Origin of the sequence: Jujubicoccus corallicola (genome assembly GCF_047345645.1) — a bacterium.
Lineage (GTDB): Bacteria > Pseudomonadota > Alphaproteobacteria > Rhodobacterales > Rhodobacteraceae > JBLEFH01.
Genome location: NZ_JBLEFH010000002.1, coordinates 213,406 through 233,230, shown reverse-complemented (window position 1 = coordinate 233,230; position 19,825 = coordinate 213,406). Strand labels below are relative to the sequence as shown.

At 64.5% G+C, this 19,825-nt stretch carries 17 protein-coding genes; 2 read left to right on the top strand and 15 right to left on the bottom strand.

Going from position 1 to position 19,825, the window contains the following annotated elements; translation table 11 throughout:
- The first annotated feature begins 97 nt into the window (after positions 1 to 97).
- Entirely contained in the window at positions 98 to 1,882 is a 1,785-nt protein-coding gene (locus ACMA5I_RS03925; protein ID WP_525884930.1) for a M24B family metallopeptidase, read from the top strand.
- Here ACMA5I_RS03925 and ACMA5I_RS03920 read toward each other — a convergent pair.
- A complete protein-coding gene (locus tag ACMA5I_RS03920; RefSeq protein WP_525884929.1) occupies positions 1,879 to 2,211 on the bottom strand; it encodes an antibiotic biosynthesis monooxygenase family protein in 333 nt (110 codons plus the stop codon). The two genes, ACMA5I_RS03925 and ACMA5I_RS03920, sit on opposite strands and share 4 nt — an antisense overlap.
- Positions 2,211 to 3,914 carry a chloride channel protein gene (locus tag ACMA5I_RS03915; RefSeq protein ID WP_525884928.1) on the bottom strand — a complete coding sequence of 568 codons (1,704 nt, stop codon included), beginning with the start codon at positions 3,912 to 3,914 and terminating at the stop codon, positions 2,211 to 2,213. The genes ACMA5I_RS03920 and ACMA5I_RS03915 overlap by 1 nt, the downstream gene beginning before the upstream one ends.
- 106 nt (positions 3,915 to 4,020) lie before the next feature.
- Between ACMA5I_RS03915 and ACMA5I_RS03910 the strand changes: the two genes are divergently transcribed.
- Positions 4,021 to 5,394 (top strand): FAD-binding oxidoreductase, encoded by a 1,374-nt coding sequence (locus tag ACMA5I_RS03910; RefSeq protein WP_525884927.1) that lies wholly within the window; start codon positions 4,021 to 4,023, stop codon positions 5,392 to 5,394.
- A gap of 12 nt (positions 5,395 to 5,406) precedes the next feature.
- Here the strand turns inward: ACMA5I_RS03910 and ACMA5I_RS03905 are convergent, their stop codons facing one another.
- The 13 genes from ACMA5I_RS03905 to ACMA5I_RS03845 form a co-directional block, all read right to left on the bottom strand.
- A complete protein-coding gene (locus tag ACMA5I_RS03905) occupies positions 5,407 to 6,360 on the bottom strand; it encodes a phosphotransferase (RefSeq protein WP_525884926.1) in 954 nt (317 codons plus the stop codon).
- Complete coding sequence (gene recN / locus ACMA5I_RS03900; RefSeq protein ID WP_525884925.1) at positions 6,353 to 8,008, bottom strand: DNA repair protein RecN; 1,656 nt, start codon at positions 8,006 to 8,008, stop codon at positions 6,353 to 6,355. Before recN ends, ACMA5I_RS03905 begins: the two co-directional genes overlap by 8 nt.
- Positions 8,009 to 8,017: 9 nt before the next feature.
- Positions 8,018 to 8,884, bottom strand: a complete 867-nt coding sequence (bamD, locus tag ACMA5I_RS03895; protein ID WP_525884924.1) for an outer membrane protein assembly factor BamD — start codon at positions 8,882 to 8,884, stop codon at positions 8,018 to 8,020.
- A gap of 115 nt (positions 8,885 to 8,999) precedes the next feature.
- A complete protein-coding gene (gene lpxC, locus ACMA5I_RS03890; RefSeq protein WP_525884923.1) occupies positions 9,000 to 9,920 on the bottom strand; it encodes a UDP-3-O-acyl-N-acetylglucosamine deacetylase in 921 nt (306 codons plus the stop codon).
- Positions 9,921 to 10,113: 193 nt separating this feature from the next.
- Complete coding sequence (ftsZ, locus tag ACMA5I_RS03885) at positions 10,114 to 11,616, bottom strand: cell division protein FtsZ (protein WP_525884922.1); 1,503 nt, start codon at positions 11,614 to 11,616, stop codon at positions 10,114 to 10,116.
- Positions 11,617 to 11,797: 181 nt separating this feature from the next.
- Positions 11,798 to 13,147: a cell division protein FtsA gene (gene ftsA, locus ACMA5I_RS03880; protein ID WP_525884921.1), complete on the bottom strand. Its 1,350-nt coding sequence runs from the start codon at positions 13,145 to 13,147 to the stop codon at positions 11,798 to 11,800.
- The gene (locus ACMA5I_RS03875; RefSeq protein WP_525884920.1) at positions 13,144 to 13,998 is read right to left on the bottom strand and encodes a cell division protein FtsQ/DivIB; all 855 of its coding nucleotides are present in this window, start codon (positions 13,996 to 13,998) and stop codon (positions 13,144 to 13,146) included. Before ACMA5I_RS03875 ends, ftsA begins: the two co-directional genes overlap by 4 nt.
- A complete protein-coding gene (locus tag ACMA5I_RS03870) occupies positions 13,986 to 14,900 on the bottom strand; it encodes a D-alanine--D-alanine ligase family protein (RefSeq protein WP_525884919.1) in 915 nt (304 codons plus the stop codon). The genes ACMA5I_RS03875 and ACMA5I_RS03870 overlap by 13 nt, the downstream gene beginning before the upstream one ends.
- A gap of 61 nt (positions 14,901 to 14,961) precedes the next feature.
- Positions 14,962 to 15,891 (bottom strand): UDP-N-acetylmuramate dehydrogenase, encoded by a 930-nt coding sequence (gene murB / locus ACMA5I_RS03865; protein WP_525884918.1) that lies wholly within the window; start codon positions 15,889 to 15,891, stop codon positions 14,962 to 14,964.
- 11 nt (positions 15,892 to 15,902) lie between these two features.
- Positions 15,903 to 16,145, bottom strand: coding sequence for a hypothetical protein (locus ACMA5I_RS03860; protein ID WP_525884917.1), 243 nt, complete (start codon positions 16,143 to 16,145; stop codon positions 15,903 to 15,905).
- A gap of 1 nt (position 16,146) precedes the next feature.
- Positions 16,147 to 17,556, bottom strand: coding sequence for a UDP-N-acetylmuramate--L-alanine ligase (gene murC / locus ACMA5I_RS03855; protein WP_525884916.1), 1,410 nt, complete (start codon positions 17,554 to 17,556; stop codon positions 16,147 to 16,149).
- A gap of 2 nt (positions 17,557 to 17,558) precedes the next feature.
- On the bottom strand, positions 17,559 to 18,647 hold the full coding sequence (gene murG / locus ACMA5I_RS03850; protein ID WP_525884915.1) for an undecaprenyldiphospho-muramoylpentapeptide beta-N-acetylglucosaminyltransferase: 1,089 nt from the start codon (positions 18,645 to 18,647) through the stop codon (positions 17,559 to 17,561).
- Positions 18,647 to 19,807, bottom strand: coding sequence for an FtsW/RodA/SpoVE family cell cycle protein (locus tag ACMA5I_RS03845; protein ID WP_525884914.1), 1,161 nt, complete (start codon positions 19,805 to 19,807; stop codon positions 18,647 to 18,649). Before ACMA5I_RS03845 ends, murG begins: the two co-directional genes overlap by 1 nt.
- Positions 19,808 to 19,825: the final 18 nt, after the last annotated feature.

Below are 19,825 nucleotides of genomic sequence, written 5' to 3'. Positions count from 1 at the left end.
AGCCCCGCCTTGAAAACATTTCCCTGTTTACGGTTCTTTCTAAACCTATAACCTGTTCTGATGATCGAAAAGTCCTTTCCCAATTTGGTGATCCACGATGTTCCAACGCTTTGACGACCGCAGCAATCCCGCCAATGTCGGCCCGCGCCTTTCGGCCTTGCGCGAGGAAATGGAGGGGCTGGGGCTCGACGGGTTCCTGATCCCGCGCGGCGATGCGCATCAGGGCGAGAATGTGGCCGAGCGCGACGAGCGGCTGGCCTATGTCACCGGCTTCACCGGCTCGGCGGGTCTGGCGATTGTCACGCAGGGCGATGCGATCCTCTTTGTGGACGGGCGCTATACGCTTCAGGCCCCGAAACAGTCGGACCCCGATCTGGTGACTTTCGGCAAACTTGGCCAGTGCAAACCCTCGGACTGGCTCTCGGAGCATCTGCCCGATGGCGGCGTGGTCGGTTTCGATCCGTGGCTGCATGTGCTCTCCGAAGTGCGCGGCCTCGGCAAGGCGCTTGAGGCGCATGACATCAAGCTGATGCCGGTGCGCAACCCGGTCGATATGATCTGGGACGATCAGCCCGCCGCGCCGGTCACACCCTTGCGCATCCAGCCGCAGGATCTCGCCGGGCTGAGCCATCAGGAAAAACGCGAGACCATCGGCAGCCAGCTTGAGGAGGACGGGATCGACGCCGTGCTGCTCACTCAGCCGGATTCGATTGCGTGGCTTCTCAACATCCGCGGCGGCGATATCCCGCGCACGCCGGTGGCGCTCTGCTTTGCGATCCTGCACAGCAGCGGGCGGGTGGAGCTCTTCATCGACGAGGGCAAGCTGACGCCCGAAATCGACGCACATCTGGGGAGCGACGTTGCGCCCGCGCGGCCCTCCGAACTCGTGGCCGCGTTGAGCCAACTCAAGGGCAAGGTGCAGATCGACCCGGACCTCACGCCCTACAAACTCGCGCAAGCCATTGACGCCGAGACGGTCGAGGCAGGCGATCCCTGCATCGCCATGAAAGCCCGCAAGACCGAAGCGGAGCTTGACGGTGCGCGCGCGGCCCACAAGCGGGACGGCGTGGCGATGGTGCGCTTCCTCCACTGGCTCGACACGGCGCTGGAGGCGGGCGACGAGGTCACGGAAATCAAGCTGGTCGAGGTGCTGGAAGGCTTCCGCCGCGAAAGCAACACGCTGCAGGACATCTCTTTCGAGACCATCTCCGGTATCGGCCCGAACGGTGCGATCGTCCATTACCGCGTGACCGAAAGCAGCAACCGCAGCCTGACCCCCGGCGAGGTCATTCTGATCGACAGCGGCGGGCAGTATCCCGATGGCACGACGGACATCACCCGCACACTGGCCACCGGCGAGACCGATGCGGAGGCGAAAGACGCGTTCACCCGCGTCCTTCTCGGCATGATCGACCTGACGCAAGCGCGCTTCCCCGACGGGGTCACGGGCCGCGATCTCGACGCCATCGCGCGGATGCCGCTCTGGCAGATCGGCAAGGATTACGCGCACGGCACGGGCCACGGGGTCGGCGCGTTTTTGGGGGTGCATGAAGGGCCGCAAAGCATCGCCCGCAGCCCGCGCGGCGCGGTCAAGCTGGAGCCGGGAATGATCCTCTCGAACGAGCCGGGCTATTATGAAGAGGGCCGCTTTGGCATCCGCATCGAGAACCTGATCGCGATCCATAAGGCCGAAGATGGGTTCATGGAATTCGAAACTCTCACCCTCTGCCCCATCGACCGCAAAATGATCGCCCCGGAGATCCTGCCGCAAAGCGCAAAGGATTGGCTCAACGCCTATCACCAACAGGTTTTTGATGCCCTCTCGCCCGATCTTGGCGAGGCCGAAACGGGCTGGCTCCGCACCGCCTGCGCCCCACTTTAAGGGGCGTCGCGGCCTTCGGGACCTTCATATTGGCGTTCGACCTTGGCCACGCGAAGGGTGTAGTGCCGATACCAGCGGGCCTGTCCCGTCTTTTGCGCCGCGCGGTGGCGCATCACGGCTTTCCACGCGGCGATATCGGCCTCGCTCCGCCAATAGCTGACCGTGATGCCAAACCGATCCGAGCCGCGCACGCTTTCCATCCCAAGATACCCCGGTTGCGCGGCCGCGAGCGCCGCCATTTCTTCCGCCATCTTGTCGTAACCGGCATCATCCGGTGACAGATCGCTGCTGAAAATGACGGCGTAATAGGGCGGCTCCGGCAGCGCCATTAACTATGCTCTTCGCGGGCAATCGCAGAGAGCGCGCGGTTGAGCGATTTCAGCGCATCGACCTCGAAGACCGCGCCGAGGAGTTCCGGCTCTTCCTCCCCCTCGATCCGCACAATGGGGATGATGCCGAGTTTGCTTTGATTAAAGAGCGGCATGGCCTGTTCAAGCGTCGCGTTGGTGCGCAGGTAGGCGCCCTGCTCGATCAGCTCCCAGCATTTGCTGTCCGACGCGCCATTATCCGCGCCGCGCGGGCGCATGAGCCGTCCGACCGAGATGGTTTGCAAAAGATATTGCTGCGGTCCGGCGGCGACATGCACGTCGCGGCGTTCCAGTTGGGTAAGGAAAAAAGAGCGATCCACCAGCCGGGTCGAGACCGCGCAGGCGAGAGAGACGGCGACCATCACGGCGAGGCCGGTCTGCCAGTCGCCCGTGAGTTCGAAGACGATGAGCGCGGTGGAGATCGGCGCGCCGAGGACGGCGGCGGCGACCGCGCCCATGCCCGCGAGCGCATAGAGGGTTTCGGTGCCGGAAACAGTCGGGAAGAGGTTCGTCGCGATATAGCCGAAGGCGAGGCCCGTCAGCGCGCCGACCATGAGCGAGGGCGAGAACATGCCGCCGCCCATCCGTCCGCCCACGGTGACGGCGACGGCGATCACCTTGACGACGGCGAAGATGACCGCTTGCCAGATCAGGAGTTGCCCGGTCAGCGCGCGGGTCGTCGTTTCATAGCCGACGCCGATGATATGGGGGAAGCCAAGCGCGATCACCCCAAGCACAGCCCCGGCCATGGCAGGCCGCGCCCATGGGGGGATGGAGAGGGATTGCGTGACCACACTCGCCGCGTCTTCGGCGAAGAACACCGCTTTCATCATCATCACGGCCACCACTCCGCAGACGAGGCCGAGCAGCATAAAGGCCGGGATTTCCACGTAGAATGCGAGGGTGTGAGGGGCGAGGACGAACTCGGTCACTTCGCCCAGGGTCAGCCGCGAGATCACCGCACCCGCGACGGCGGAGATCACGATGGGCGCGAAGGCGTGGACGGCGAAATGGCGCAGGATCACTTCGAGGGCGAAGAGCGCTCCGGCAATCGGGGCATTGAAGCTCGCCGCCACCGCACCCGCGACGGCGCAGCCGAGAAGGTCGCGCGCGGTCATGCCATCGGCGTGGATGAGGTCCGAAATCCGCGTCGAGATCAGCCCGGCGATATGCACCACCGGCCCTTCCCGGCCCGTCGAGCCGCCTGTCGAGAGCGTGATCAGCGAGGCCAGCGCGCTGGCGATCCCGGCCTTTGCCTCGACCCGCCCGTCCCGCATCGCCGCGCCTTCGATCACATGGGCGACGGAGCGGACGCGCTGGTCCGTGGTAAAACGCGTGAGGATCAGCCCCACCACCAGCCCGCCAAGGATCGGCATGAGCATAACGACCCACCAGTCGAGACCCGCCGCGGCAGTCGCCAAGCTGTAATCATCCGCGCCGTAAAAGGTCCGTTGCAGAAGCGAAATGCCCATACGGAAGAGAATGGCGCAGGTCCCGGCGGCCAGCCCGATAAAGAGCGCCAGCACCCAGAATTGCACCTGCCCGAGCCCCTGCTCGCGCACCGCCTGCCAACCCGTGCGCCAACTGGTCGCGACACGGGTTCGCCGCGCCGTGATAAAGCTGGCGATCTGCTGGCGTCCGGTGGGTTTGGGCTGCTCGACCATAACAGTCTCTTAACGCGGGATTCGCATGAGCGCAAAGTGGCTTGTCACGAAATCCGCCTTGCCTGCCCCCGCCCGCCGCGCCATCCTTGAGCCAAGGAGGAACGCCATGTCCATCAGCGAAGCCATTGCGCAGATTGCAGCCGCGTTAGGCGCGCGTCTCGTCACCACCGACGCGATCCGCCAGCAGCATGGCGAGAACGAGAGCTATTACCCGGTCACCCCGCCCGATGCGGTGGCCTTCCCGGAGACGACGGAGGAGGTCAGCCTGATCGCGCGGATCTGCAACGAGCTGGGCTGTCCGCTCGTGGCTTGGGGAACCGGCACCTCGCTGGAGGCGCAGGCGCTCGCGACCCAGGGCGGAATCTCCCTCGATATGAGCCGGATGAACAAGGTGCTGGAGGTCCGGCCCGATGATCTCGACGTGACCGTGCAGCCGGGGATCACGCGGGAGGAACTCAACGCGGAACTGCGCGCGACCGGCCTGTTTTTCTCCGTCGATCCCGGCGCGAATGCGAGCCTTGGCGGCATGGCGGCGACCCGCGCGTCCGGCACTACGGCGGTGCGCTACGGCACCATGCGCGAGGCGGTGCTGGCGCTTGAAGTCGTGCTCGCCGATGGCCGGATCATCCGCACCGGGAGCCGCGCGCGCAAATCCTCCGCCGGGTATGATCTGACGCATCTCATCATCGGCTCCGAAGGCACGCTCGGGATCATCACGGAAATGACGGTACGCCTTCAGGGCCAGCCCGAGGCGATCTCCGCCGCGACCTGCCGGTTTGCGGATGTGGAGAGCGCCGTCGCCGCCGTGATCCAGACGATCCAGATGGGCATCCCCATGGCCCGGATCGAGCTGGTGGACGCTATGTCGATCCGCGCGATCAACTTGAAGACCGGATCAGAGCGCCCTGAAACGCCGCATCTTTTCCTCGAATTTCATGGTAGCGAAGGCGGCGTCGCGGAGCAGACCGAGGCGGCCAAGGAAATCATGGAGGACAACGGCGCGGACGGGTTTGAATGGTCGACCCTGCCCGAGGAACGCGCCGCGCTTTGGGAGGCCCGGCACAAGATGTATTGGGCGGCGCTCGGGTTGCAACCGGGGGCGCGCGGGCTGACCACGGATGTGTGCGTGCCAATCTCGGCACTCGCCGAAGCGATCCGCGAGACCGCCGCCGATATCAATGCGAGCCCGCTCATGGGGCCGATTGTGGGCCATGTCGGCGACGGGAATTTTCACGCCTGTCTGCTCGTGGACCCGGACAAGCCCGAGGATTTGAAAGAGGCCAAACGGCTGGCGCATCTGATGAATGAACGCGCCCTGCGCCTCGGGGGGACGGTCACGGGCGAGCATGGCGTCGGCATCGGCAAGAAGGTCTATATGCCCGATGAGCATGGCGATGGCTGGGCGGTGATGGCCGCGATCAAGCGCGCGCTCGATCCGAATAATATTCTCAACCCCGGCAAGACGGTTGAGATTAACTGAAGGGTGGCCGGTTTAACCGGCGCGCTTGAGCCAGCCTTCTCCGATCCGGCGAAGGCGCGCCCGAACCGCTTCGGGCCGGTCGCGAGAGGTGAGATTGATCAGCGCGCTTTGGCCGATGAAAAAGGGCAAAGTGCGCGCGAGGTCGCTCTCCGGGAGCAAGGCGGAAGCTGCGATCATCTCGAATTCCGCCGGCGCGATCCCCCAACCCGCCGCGTCTCCATCTCCCGCAAAAGCCGCTGCGCTCGAGGGTGCCGCGCCTTTGAGCCGCGTGCCGATGAGGTAATGCGCGATGTCGCGGGCGAGCGGAAAGACGGTGTCCGGGCCGAAGTCGATGCCGGTCAGCACATCTTCCGACAGCATCAGATTGCGCGGCGAGAGATCGCCATGTCCCGGCCCGCGCAGCACCTCAAACCCACGTAAATCCTGCGCAAAGTCGAGGAGCGCGGGCCGCAGGCGGTCAAACAGCGCGGCGTCCTGCGCGTCCTTCGGGCGCGGCATCTGGCGCAGGCGGCGGATCGCCGCGCGCGGTGCCATCGGCTCGATCCGACGCTGCCCGGCGGTGAGCGCACTCAGCCAGTTCAGCACTTGAGGAAAGGCCGCCTCACGGGTCCGCGCATCGCCGCGCGCCAGATGCGCCGCGAGGGTTTCGCCGGGGACGCGCTCCATCACGACGACGCTGCCGTAAAGCGCGAGCGGGCGAACGGCGCGGAGATGCGGCGCGGTGAATTGTGCCTCCAGCGCGGTCAGACGGGCATGAACCGCACGGGCGGTTTGCTCCGCCTCCTCGCCAAAATACCATTTGAAAACCGCAAGCTGGCCGTTCCACGTCCCGCTCACAACCACCCGATCCTCGGCCCGGCGATAGACGTGATCGAGGGTGATACTTGCCTCAGGATCCGCCCGATGGATCGCCGCGCTCAGCGCCTTGCGCAGCCCGCCGCGAAACCACGCCGAGGCGTCATCCATCGCGCGGGCCGTCGAGCAGCGCCGTCGCCGCGTCCCGCGCCGCGTCGGTCACCGCGTCGCCAGAGAGCATCCGCGCAATTTCGTCGACACGGGCGGCCTCATCGAGCGGGGTGACGCGCGAGAGGGTCGCCCCATCCTCGACAGATTTCGCGACACGCCAATGGTTTGCGCCAAGGGCCGCGACCTGCGGCGAGTGGGTCACGACCAGCACCTGCCCGCCGTTCGCCAGCGCTTTGAGCCGCCGCCCGACCGCATCCGCCGTCGCGCCGCCGACGCCGCGGTCGATCTCGTCGAAAATCATGGTGATGCCGCTGTCATCTCCGGTCAGACACACTTTGAGCGCGAGCAGGAAGCGCGAGAGCTCCCCGCCCGACGCGATTTTGGCGAGCGGCCCGGCGGGCGCGCCCGGATTGGTCGCCACGACAAAAGCCACATCGTCGCGGCCCTCCGGCCCCGGCTCACCGCGCGCGACCTCGGTGGTAAAAACGGCGCGCTCCATTTTGAGCGGCGGCAATTCCTTCGCCATGGCCTTGTCGAGCGCCTTCGCCGCACGGCTGCGGCCCTCACTCAGCGCCTTGGCCGCGCCATCATAAGCCAGATCCGCCTCGACCAACGCGGCTTCCAAGCTTTTGATTTCACTCGCTCCGCCCTCGATCTGTGCGAGGCGGCGCGAGAGATCGTCCGCCAATGTCGCCAGATCATCGGCCAACACATCATGTTTGCGGGCGAGCGCGCGGATCGCGAACAGCCGTTCCTCCACACGCTCCAACTCCGCCGGGTCGGCCATCAAATCGCGGCGCTGATCGTCGAGTGCCCGGCCCGCCTCGCCAATCTCGGTGATCGCGCGGTTCAGCGCGTCGGCCACCTCATCGAGCTGCGGCGCGTGGCGGGCGGCGTCCTCGATCCAGCGGAGCGCATCGAAAAGGTTCCGCTCCGCGCCCTCCTCCACCAGACTGGCCGCCTTGGCGAGATCATCGGCAATCTTGCCCGCCGCCTGCAACTGGCGGCGGCGGGTGTCGAGGCTGGCATCCTCGCCAGCTTCGGGCGAAAGTTTCGTCAGTTCTTCAACGGCATGGGTCAGAAAATCGCGATCCGCTTCGGCGGCGGCAAGGCGCGTTTCGGCTTCGGTCAGCGCCTTGCGCGCGGTCTGGCGGGCGCGCCACGCGGCGCGGGTTTCGGCCAGATCGCCGTCGAGCCCGCCGAAGCGATCCAGAAGCGCACGGTGCTGGCGGGGGTCCAACAGCCCGCGATCATCCTGCTGGCCATGCAATTCCACCAACACCGCCGAGAGCGCGCGCAAGGTCTCCCCGGAGACGCGGCGGTCGTTGACATAGGCCGTCTTGCGCCCGCCGCCCGCATTGACCCGGCGTAGGAGCAGCATGTCGTCATCGGGCAGATCCGCCTCGCGCAGGATGGCGCGGGCCGGGTGGTCGTCATCCAGCGTAAACTCCGCCGTCACCTCGCCTTTTTCGGCGCCGCTGCGCACGAGATCGGCGCGGCCGCGCCAACCCAGCACGAATCCGAGACTGTCGAGAAGGATGGATTTGCCCGCCCCCGTCTCCCCGGTCAGCACGTTCAGACCGGGCCGGAAATCGAGATCGAGCCGGTCGATCAGCAGCATGTCGCGGATCGAGAGCGCGGTCAGCATGGGGTCAGCTCAGAGCCACTTGCCCTGAACGACCTGCCGCCAGACATCGTCGAGCCAGCCCTGGCTCTTCGCCTCGGGGCGCAGCCCGCGACCGGTCAGCAGCGCATAGCTGTCCTGATACCAGATCGAGCCGGGGAAGTTGTGCCCCAGAATCGCCGCTGCTGTCTGTGCTTCGCCATCAAGGCCGAGTGAGAGATAGGATTCGACAAGACGGTGCAGCGCCTCTGCGGTGTGGCTGGTGGTCTGATATTCCTCGACCACAGCGCGGAACCGGTTGATCGCCGCCGGATAATGCTGGCGCTTGAGATAGAACCGCCCGATCTGCATTTCCTTACCTGCGAGATGGTCGAGGGTCAGGTCGAATTTCAGCAGCGCTGATTTAGCGTAATCGCTGTCCGGGTAAAGCTCGATCACGTCGCGCAGGGATTGCAGCGCGAGGAAGGTGTTTCCCTGATCGCGGCCCGTATCGGCGATCTGGTCGTAATAAGAAAGCGCGATGAGATATTGCGCGTAAGCGGCATCTTTATCAGCGGGATAGAAGGAAATGAACCGCTCCGCCGCGGACCGGCTGCGCTCATAGTCGCGCGCCTCATGCCAGGCAAAAGCCTGATTGATCATCGCCCGGCGGGACCATTCGGAATAGGGGTAAAGCCGCTCGACTTCCTCAAACTGCTCCGCCGCATCATCGGCATTGCCATTTTCGAGATCACGTTCGGCCTCAAGATAAAGCGCTTCGGCGCTGCCGACGGCCTGCTCCTCGCCTGTTGCCTCTTCGGGGCCAAACAGCGCATTTGCGCCCGGCACGCGACCACAGGACGCGGTTCCCAGAAGCAGGAGGCCCATGAGCCCCAGTCTCGCCAGCGATTTCATCTGCATAGTTACCTCAGAATGCTCCGGGCCGGACCGGCAAAGCAGCGGCCATGCCACGAGTTAGCATAGCATTCTCAAAGGGGAAAGACTTCGAAGGCGCGAAGGCACGCAAAGCCGCCGGTTAAACGGCTTCGCGCAGTTCGGTCAGCGCCGCGACGCCGCCCGGCAGCTTGCGCGCGGTTTCCGGCGACACTTCGACGAGACGCCACGCATCGGGCTGCGCAAACAGCGTGTGCAGCAGACGGTTGGTGATGCCGTGGCCCGCGCGGTTGCCGATATAGTGGCCAAGGATCGGGTGCCCGGCGAGGCCGAGATCGCCGACCGCATCGAGCGCCTTGTGACGCACACATTCATTTGAACGGCGGAAGCCCTCCGGGTTCAGCACCTTGTCGCCTTCGACCACGACCGCATTTTCCAGCCCGCCGCCAAGGGCGAGGCCGTTCTGCTGCATCATGTCCACGTCGCCGCGGCGGCAGAAGGTCCGGCAGTCCGACAGCTCGCGCATGAACTGGCCGTTCGACATATCGAGCTTGATTTCCTGATGACCAATGGCCGCATCGTCGAAATCAATGGTGAAGTCGATGGCGAACCCGTCATGGGGATGCAGCTCGGCAGAAGCCGCGCCATCCTCGTAACGCACCGGTTTCAGGATCTCGATGGCGTAAAGCGGCGCGTCGAGACGGCGCAGACCCGCCTCGCGGATCGCGCGCACGAAACGCTGCGAGGAGCCGTCCATGATCGGCACTTCCGGCCCATCCACGGACACCAGCGCATTATGGACACCGCAGCCTGCCAGCGCCGCCATGATATGCTCGATCGTCGAGAGAGTGACACCATTCTCCCCCGCAATCCGGGTGCAGAGCGTGGTGTTTTCCACCGAGTCGTAAAGAGCGGGGATCAGCGTGTCGTTGCCTTGCGCATCGGTGCGGCGGAACCAGATCCCGAAATCGGCTGGCTGCGGCGCGATGGTCATGCGCACAGGGCGGCCCGAGTGCAGCCCGGTGCCGATCAAAGTCACAGATTTTTTCAGTGTCGTCTGCATGGCTCTGCCTCGATCTGAACGTCTCTTGGGAGGGGCGTTAAGAATCGTCTGCCCTTCCATCTTTCCCAGAGAAATTACGCCCACGGCACTTAGGCGACAAATCAAAGAATATGTCGAAATGCTACAGAACCGACACAAATGAAAAGCCCCCGCAAATGCAGGGGCTTAATCAATGATCTTAAAGTGGATTGACTTAGTTGGCCTGGCGGCGGAGGAACGCCGGGATCTCCATCTGCTCGTCCTGCGAGTCGTCCTCATCCTTCGGAGCCGGGCCCGATTTGGCGCCTGCGGTGCCGCCGGTCAGTCCCGATGCCGCCTGCGCGTTGCGGCCATGGCTCATCCGCTCAATCAGGCTGTTGATCGGGTTGTGGCTGCGCTGCGGCGCGGCGGGCTGTGCCGGGGTCTGCGGCTCTTCGGCACGCGGCTCCGGTGTCGGCTGCTGCTGCACCGGACGCGGGCTCAAGCCTGCCGCCTGCTGGTCGATAAAGGTCGACCGGGGGGCCTGCGGCTCGGCGGGCTGCTGCGGTTCCGGCTCGGCGCGCTGCACCGGCTCGGGATTGTAACGCGGCTCGCGCGGCTCTTCGGCGAATTCCGGCTGGCGCTGCGGCGTCGGCTGCTCATAGCGCGGAGTGGGCTGCACAGGTGCGGCCACTTCGGGCTTCGGCTCCTGACGGGCAATCGCCGCCTGGTTGTAACCGCCAACCGCCGGACGCTCGGACCCGCTCTGCGGCTCGGCATCGATCCCGGTCGCGACGAGCGAGACGCGGATGCGGCCTTCCATTTCCGGATCGAGGGTCGAACCGACGATGATATTGGCGTTCTCGTCCACCTGCTCGCGGATGTAGTTCGACGCTTCGTCCAGTTCGAACAGCGTGAGATCGCGGCCTGCGGTGACGTTGATAAGAACGCCTTTCGCGCCTTTGAGGCTGACCTCGTCGAGCAGCGGGTTGGAGACAGCGAGTTCCGCCGCCTGACGCGCCCGGCCTTCGCCTTCGGCCTCGCCTGCCCCCATCATCGCCTTGCCCATCTCGTCCATCACGGTGCGGATATCGGCAAAGTCGAGGTTCATCAGGCCCGGACGGACGATGAGATCCGTCACCCCTTTGACACCCTGATAAAGAACGTCATCGGCCAGCATGAAGGCTTCGGTAAAGGTGGTGTTCTCGGTCGCGAGACGGAACAGGTTCTGGTTGGGGATGATGATCAGCGTGTCCACATGGCGCTGAAGCGCTTCGATCCCAGCTTCCGCCTGACGCATCCGCTTGCTGCCTTCGAAGGTGAACGGCTTGGTCACGACACCCACCGTCAGAACCCCCATTTCGCGGGCCGCTTGTGCGATCACTGGCGCGGCGCCCGTCCCGGTGCCGCCACCCATCCCGGCGGTCACAAAGCACATGTGACGGCCCTGAAGATATTCCGCGATCTCGTTAATGCTCTCTTCGGCAGCGGCTTTCCCGATCTCAGGGCGCGCACCTGCGCCGAGACCCTCGGTCACACGCGCGCCGAGCTGGATGCGCAGATCTGCGCGGCTCTGTTGCAGCGCCTGGCTGTCCGTGTTCGCGACGACGAATTCCGCGCCTTCCAGCGCCTTTTCGATCATGTTGTTGACGGCGTTGCCACCCGCGCCACCGACGCCCACCACCGTGATGCGCGGCTGAAGGTCGTGATTTTCCGCCAAACCGATATTGAGTGTCATAATAGTGCCTGCTTGCTCTGCTCGTTGCGCTCTGAGCGGCCCGTTTACCGCGCCGACCCACCGAATTTTGGATGTTCGATTCGTATCGTAGCGAAAAACTGCCGAGCCGTCACTTCAAAATATGGCTCACCGCATAATCTAGCGGAGAGCCACCTGATCATAGGCAATATTTCGCGCGTAATTACCAGTTCTCTTTGAACCAGCGCACCGCCTGATGGAACGGTTTACGGGCGAAAATTTCATCCGGCAGATCGAAATCCCAGCACTCGTCCTGCGGGTGGACCGCATGGAGCGCGAGGCCAACCAGCGCGGAGAAATGGGCGTCCGACGCGCGGCGCGGAAGGCCCTGCACACGCACCGGATGACCGAGCCGCACGCGGCGGCCCAGAATGTCGCTCGCCAGCCCGTCGATACCGGGCAAGAGGCTCCCGCCGCCGGTCAGCACGACCCGTTGCCCGGGCAGATAATCGAAGCCCGCCGCATCGAGGCTCGCGCGAACGTGTTCGAGGATTTCTTCGACGCGCGGGCGGATCACGCCGATCAGCTCGGTCCGGGTGATCTGCCGGGTGCCGTGCTCCCAGTCCCCCTGCTCGCTCGGCAGGTCGATATAGTCGCGATCATCGAGACCCGTCGCCAGCACGCCGCCATGGCGAATCTTTACCTCTTCGGCGACCTGACGGCTGACCATCAGCCCTTGGGCAATGTCGCCGGTGATCTGGCTGCCGCCCATGCGGAGCGCGTCGCCGTAAATCATCTGGCCGCGCAGGAAAATCGAAAGACCGGTCGAACCCGCGCCCAGATCGATACAGGCCGCGCCGAGTTCCTGCTCATCCTCGATCAGCGCCGACATGCCGCTGGCATAGGCCGAATGGGTGAGCCCGGCGAGTTCGAGATCGCAGCGGCGGATCGCTTGCAGGATGTTGCGCACCGCGCCGCCGGAGACGGTCATGAGGTGCATATCGACGGACAGCTCATCGCCCACCTGACCGCGCGGATCGGTGAGACCCGAGCGCCCATCAATCGCGAAATTCACCGGCAGCGCATGAAGTGCTTCCCGCGCCTCGTGATAGCCATCCTGATAATCCGGCACATCGCAGCTTGCGAGGGCGCGGCCAATTTGCGGCGCGCCGACGGGTTTGCCGGTGATATCGACTTTGCCTTCAATGCCATAGCTGCGCGGACGCCCGCCCGCGAAACAGGCGATCACATGATCCACACGGGTATTCGCCATCCGCTGCGCGTTCTGAATGACGGTGCGGATCGCGCGCTCGGTCTCTTCCATGGCGGAGATCTCGCCGTAACGCACACCGCGGGCGCGGTTCACCGCCGCGCCGATCACGCGGAACGCGCCGTGACCCGAGAGCGAGCCGATCCCCTCGGCCAGCGCATGTTGGCGGGAGGGGTCGAATTTCAGCACGAAGCAACGGATCGAGGAGGTGCCAATGTCGAGAACCGCCACCTCGCCGCGTTTGATCGCCGCCTGACGGGTGGCCCGCATGGCCCGCTGCGCCTCATAAAGCGGCATCGTCATATTTTCTCTCCCTCAGCATTCACCCGCGCCAATTCCTCAAGCGCGCCATTCCCCAGCTTCAGCACAGGCCGCTCGCCCACACGCATATCAATCACCGCGACATCGCGGCGCAGAACATCCTCGGCCTCGTGAAGCGCCAAAATCCGCTCCAGCGCGGCGACCGGGTTTTCTTCGGGCAAGCGGATCACCTGCCCCCGATCCAGCGCCACATCCCAGCGGCGTTCCCCGATCCGCACCAGCCCGCGCACCCGCGCGACCAGCGGCCCGGCGGCACGATAAATCGCCAGCGCCTCGTCAATCTCGCGCTCGGCCCCGGCCCCGGAGATCAGCGCCAGACGCGCCGCCTCATTGCGGCTGTCGATCCGGCCAAGCTGGCGCCCTTCGCGGTCCATCAGCATCAGCCCTTCCGGGCCGCGCCAGAGAATTTCGGGCCGCCGCTCGGTGACGACCACTTGAAGTTTGTCGCCGGAGACCTTGAGTTCGCTTGCAGAAACCATCGGGATGGTCGCCAGCTTCTCGCTCATCGCGGGAAGATCGAGATCGAGCGAAGAGATCGGGAAGTCGATCCCCAACTGACCCTCAATTTGCGTTGTGGTCCGGGGGTTTGCGCCCGTCACTTCAAGTGCCGTCACCTGAAATTCGGGCCGCGCGGCAATGCCGTCCCGCGCCGCGTGGAATTGCTCCGTGATCGCGCCGCGTGTCGCCGGATGCGCGATGATCACGGCCACGGCTGTCACGGCGACGCACATGGGCAGCCAATAGCTCAGGAATCGGCGGAAGCGTGGCGTCAGCCAGAGCCGCTGCATTTTATAGGCGAGGCGCGACGGCGCGGGATCTTTCATCGCTCGCATGACGCATCCTCCACCAGCCAACGGCACAGCGCGCCATAGGAAATGCCAACCGCCTGCGCCTGTTCGGGCGCGAGCGAGGTCGGCGTCATCCCCGGCTGGGTGTTTGTTTCGAGCAGGATAATCCCGTCCACGCCCTGTTCATCATCCCAGCGAAAATCGGTCCGGCTCACCCCGCGGCAGCCAAGCGCCTGATGCGCCCGGAGCGCGTAATCCATGCAGGCATCGAATACATCCTGCGGGATCTCGGCGGGGCACACATGGCGCGAGCCGCCTTCCCCGTATTTCGCATGATAATCATACCAGCCATCGCTGATGATGTCGGTGACGGTCAGCGGTTTGTCATCCATCACCGCGACGGTCAACTCGCGGCCCTTCACATAACTCTCGACCATCACGGTCGCGGGCATGTCCTGGGAAATCTCCGGCGGCGTGTTCGCGCCTTCCGCGACAATGTAGATCCCGACCGACGAGCCCTCATTATACGGCTTCACCACATAGGGCGGGGCCATCACATGCTCGCGGCGCACGCGGTCGGTCTCGGCGATCACGCTTTCGGCGATCGGCAAGCCCGCATCGCGGTAAATCTGCTTGGTGAGTTCCTTGTCCATCGCGACCGCAGAGGCCTGAACGCCGGAATGTGTGTAGGGAATGCGGAGCCATTCGAGGATGCCCTGAACGCAGCCATCCTCACCCCAACGGCCATGCAAAGCATTGAACACGACGTCAGGCTGAGCCTCGCGCAGGCGCTCGACCAGATCGTCGCCCGCATCGATCTCGATGACCTCGAATCCTTCACCCCGAAGCGCGGCGGCGCACTCTTTACCAGAGGACAAGGACACTTCGCGCTCAGCCGAAGGTCCGCCCATTAATACCGCGACCCGGGAAGTTGCCCTGCTCGACATACTGCCCCCGTCAAATGCCGGTGCTCTTTATGTTCTGGTGAGCTTTCCGGCGAAAATACGGTCAGGCCCGACGGCCTACCCGCTTGATTTCCCACTCTAACTGAATCCCACTCGATTGGAAAACCTTTTTGCGCACTTCCTCGCCCAAATCTTCCAGATCGGCGGATGTCGCCCCCCCGGTGTTCACGAGGAAATTGCTGTGCATGGGCGACATTTGCGCGCCGCCAATGCTCGCGCCGCGCATCCCGGCATCGTCGATGAGTTTCCACGCCTTGAGATCATGCGTGTCGTCTGCCTTGCCGGTGGAGGAAAACCCGGCGGGATTGCGGAAGGTCGAGCCGCAGGAGCGGTCTTTCGTCGGCTGGGTTTTCTCGCGCTTCTCCAGCGCCTCTTCCATCGCTGCATGGATCGCTTCGGGTTCGCCTCTCGGGCCTTCCATGGTGACGGCGGTGATCACGGCACCGTCTGGCAAATCGCTCTGGCGATAGGCGAAATTGAGGTCCTCGGCGGTGAGCGTCGCTTGAGAGCCGTCCCGTAACACCGCGTTTGCGCTCACGAAAACATCCGCCATATAGCGGCCATAGCAGCCCGCATTCATCCGCACCGCGCCGCCAATCGCGCCGGGAATGGTGCGCAGGAACGCGACATCCACCCCCGCATCCGCAGCCTTGCGAGCGACATGCGCATCGAGCGCCGCCGGGCCGGCGGTGACGTGCGTGCCGTCAATCTCGATCCCGTTAAAGCCGCGCCCGAGGCGGATCACCACCCCGTCGATCCCGCCATCGCGGATGATGAGGTTAGAGCAGACGCCGACCGGAAAGACCGGCACATCCTCTGGCAGCGCTTTCAGGAAATCGCACAGATCATCGAGATCGGCGGGCTGAAACAGCACCTCCGCCGGGCCGCCGGTCTTGAGCCAGCTCATCGCCGCCATGTCGCGGTTTTCATAAAGCCCGCCCCGAACGGGGGGCAAACGGTCGATCAGCCCCATGATGAGCCCTTTCAATAACCTTGCTTGCGCCGGATATGGGCCGCCCATGCTGCTCCAAGAAACAGCGATATGCCCATGACCAGCGCCAAAAATACCTTCAAGCCGAGCGAGAAATGCGTCGCGAACACGCCCAGCGGCAGGATGAGCGACAGCGCGTTCGAGACCTGCCGGAAGCGCGCGGCCTCCATCACCCCCGCCAAAGCATAGAAGCCGACATAGCAAAGCGGCACCAGAATGGCGAGGAGGGCGATCATCTTAGGCGGGTTGCTTGCAGGTCAGCGCCTCTGGCAGCGCATTGGCCCACTGGCTGATGGAGCCCGCGCCGAGGCAGACGACCATATCGCCCTCGCCCGCCGCCGCGCGCACGAAATCGGCCAGCGCGTCTTCGCCCGAAAGCGCCAGCGCCCGGCGGTGGCCGTGGTCGATCAGGCCAGCGACAAGATCCTGCTGCGATGCGCCCTCAATCGGGTCCTCGCCCGCGGCATAAACCGGCGCGATGGCGACCACATCGGCATCGTTGAAACAGGTGCAGAAGTCCTCAAAGAGCGATTGCAGGCGGCTGTAGCGATGCGGCTGATGGACAGCGATCACGCGGCCCTTGGTCGAATGACGCGCGGCTTTCAGCACCGCCGCAATCTCGACCGGGTGGTGGCCGTAATCGTCGATGATCGTCACGCCATTCACCTCGCCCACACGGGTAAAGCGACGGTTGACCCCACCGAACCCGGCCAGCGCATCGCGGATTTCATCATCGCTCGCGCCCAGATGCAGGGCTACGGCGATGCCGGATAAGGCGTTGGACACGTTGTGATCCCCCGGCATCGGCAACGCGCAATTCGTAATCACGCGATCCTCCCCCGGCAGCGCCACATCGAAATGCGCAACGCCATTCTCATAACGCAGATTGTCCGCCCGCACATCGGCCTGTTTGTTGAACCCGTAAGTCACGACGCGGCGGTCGCGGATGCGGCCTACAAGGCTCTGCACTTCGGCATGGTCGATACAGCAGACCGCGACACCGTAGAACGGGATGTTCGAAACGAACTGGTAAAACGCATCGCGCAGCGCATCGAAGCTGCCGTAATGGTCCATATGTTCGGGGTCGATATTGGTAACAATCGCGATGGTGGCGGGGAGTTTGTTGAACGTCCCGTCGCTCTCATCGGCCTCGACCACCATCCAGTCCGACTGCCCCATCCGGGCGTTGGAGCCATAAGCATGGATGATCCCGCCATTGATCACGGTCGGGTCGATCCCGGCGCCGTCCAGCAGTGCGGCAACCATCGAGGTGGTGGTCGTTTTGCCATGGGTGCCCGCCACCGCGACGTTATTCCGCAAGCGCATCAGCTCGGCCAGCATCTCGGCGCGGCGCACCACGGGCAGACCGCGAGTCCGCGCGCCGTCGAGCTCCGGGTTGCCCGGTTTGATCGCCGAGGAGATCACGATGACCTCCGCCCCTTCCAAATTCTCTTCCTTCTGCCCGACAAACACTTTCGCGCCGAGCTTTTCGAGACGGCGCAGAATGGGGCTGTCCTTCGCATCCGAGCCTTGCACATCATAACCGAGCGACAGCAGCACCTCGGCGATGCCGGACATGCCTATCCCCCCGATGCCGACGAAGTGGATAGGGCCGATGGAGGCAGGGAGACGGGTTGCTGGGGACATAGTTAACCTTTTGTTTTCGCGATCTCTTCCACGAGATCGGCAAGATGTTTGGCCGCATCCGGGCGGCCTTGGCTCTTCGCGGCCTGCGCCATGTGATGCGCGCCTTCGGGGTCCGCGAGGACCGTTTCAATTTTCGCGGCGAGCGCGGCGGCGGTCGCCTCCGTCTCGCTCAACACATAAGCCGCCCCGGCCGATTTCAGCGCCGCGGCATTGGCGGTTTGGTGGTCATCCATCGCCGCCGCATAGGGGATCAGGATCGACGGACGGCCTACCGCCCCGATCTCGGCCACCGAACTTGCGCCCGCGCGGGAAATGACGAGATGCGCCTTTTCCATCAATTCGGGGACATTGTCTATAAAGCTGCGAATATCCGCATTGATCCCGAGCGCCTCATAGGCGTTTTTCACCGCCTGTTCATCCTCGGGCCGGGCTTGCTGGGTAATCGTGAGCCGCGCGCGGATGTCCTCCGGCAGCGCGCCAATCGCCTCGGGGATGCGTTCCGACATGATCCGCGCGCCTTGGCTTCCTCCCATGACCAGCACATTCAGCGGCCCTCCGCCGCGCATCTCAAACGCCGCGCCCGCCTTCTCGCGGATCGCGCCGCGCACCGGGTTGCCGACATATTCGACACGCTTGCCGCCCGGCACATCCGCTCCCTTGATACCAAGCGCCACCAGCGTGGCCTTGCGCGCGAAGAGTTTGTTTACACGGCCCAAAACGCCGTTTTGTTCATGAATGAGGAAAGGCGTGTTCGAGGCCACCGCCGCCGCCATGGTCGGCAGCGCGGGATAGCCGCCGAACCCCGCCACGCAAGCGGGCTTGTCCTTGCGCATCGCCGCGCTGGCCGAGAGCACACCCGCGCCAATCCGAAAGGGCGTCGTCAGCTTCCCGATCAACCCGCCCTGCGCAAAACTGCCCGCTTTGAGGACCTGCCGCTCCACCGCCCCGGAAAATCCGCCCGCATAGCGCGCGCCGCGTGCATCCGTCGCGAGCCGCACCGTCCAGCCGCGCGACAGCATCTCTTCGGCCAAAGCCTGCGCGGGAAACATATGTCCGCCGGTCCCCCCGGCGGCAATCACCAGAAGCGGCATCACTGGCCTCCCAGAATTTCGGAAAGCTCATGCTGTGGCCGGGTCCGCGTCAGCGCGAGCAGCATCCCCATGCTGAGACTGGCCGCAACGAGCGACGAACCGCCATAGGAGATGAAGGGCAGCGTCATGCCCTTGGCCGGCAAGAGCCGCACCGCGACGCCGAGATTGATCATGGCTTGCGTCGCGAAGAGCGCGGCAAGGCCGGAGCCCGCGAGGCGGATAAAGAGGTCGCGTTCCTGCGAGAGCCGCATCAGTGCGCGGATGGTGATGGTCATGTAAAGCGCGATCACCAGCAGCACGATAATCATGCCATATTCTTCCGCGCCGACCGCGATGATGAAATCCGTATGCGCGTCCGGCAGGCGCCATTTCACCTCGCCCTCGCCGAGACCGACGCCGAGGAACCCGCCTTCCTTGATCGCGTCCATCGCATAGCCGATCTGCGTGCGCGGATCGACATCCGCCGAGAGGAACCCGTCGATCCGGCGGGCCACGTGTTCCGACGCGGAATAGGCAAAGCGCATCAGCGCGGCCACCGAGACACCCGCGAGGATCAGCCACATCAGCGGCGCGCCGGAGATGAAATACATCACGACCCAGGCGACGAAAATCAGGCCAGCTTGGCCGAAATCAGGTTGGAGCGCCAGCATCAGGCAAAGAACCGCGCCGAGGCTCGCCGCAAGCTTGCCGCCTGGCGGGCCGCCAATTTCCTTGCCCGCGGCCATCAGCCAGCCCGCCGTCACGGCGTAGCAGGGTTTGATAAATTCGGACGGTTGCAGCGAACCAAAGCCGAGCGAATACCACCGCGTCGCGCCCTTGCCGTAATCGGTGCCGAAGACCGGCAGCAGAACAATCGCGACGAAGAACAGCAGAAAGCCGACCACCCCGATCCGGCGGATCTTGGTCGGCTCACACATCGAGGTGGCGAGCAGAACGAAAATCGCCGGTCCGGCGAAGATCAACTGCTTGATCACATAGCTGAATTGCGCCTGACCGTTGCGCTCGGCGAGCGGCGGCGAGGCCGCCATGGTCAGCAAGATCCCGAGAACGATGAGGCCCAGAACGCAGGCCAGCGAGACGCGGTCCACGCTGTGCCACCAGCGCGGCAGGATCGGCTCGCCCTCATGGGCTGCAGCCCCACCATAGACCATATCCGTCATGGATCTGCCCCTCTATTT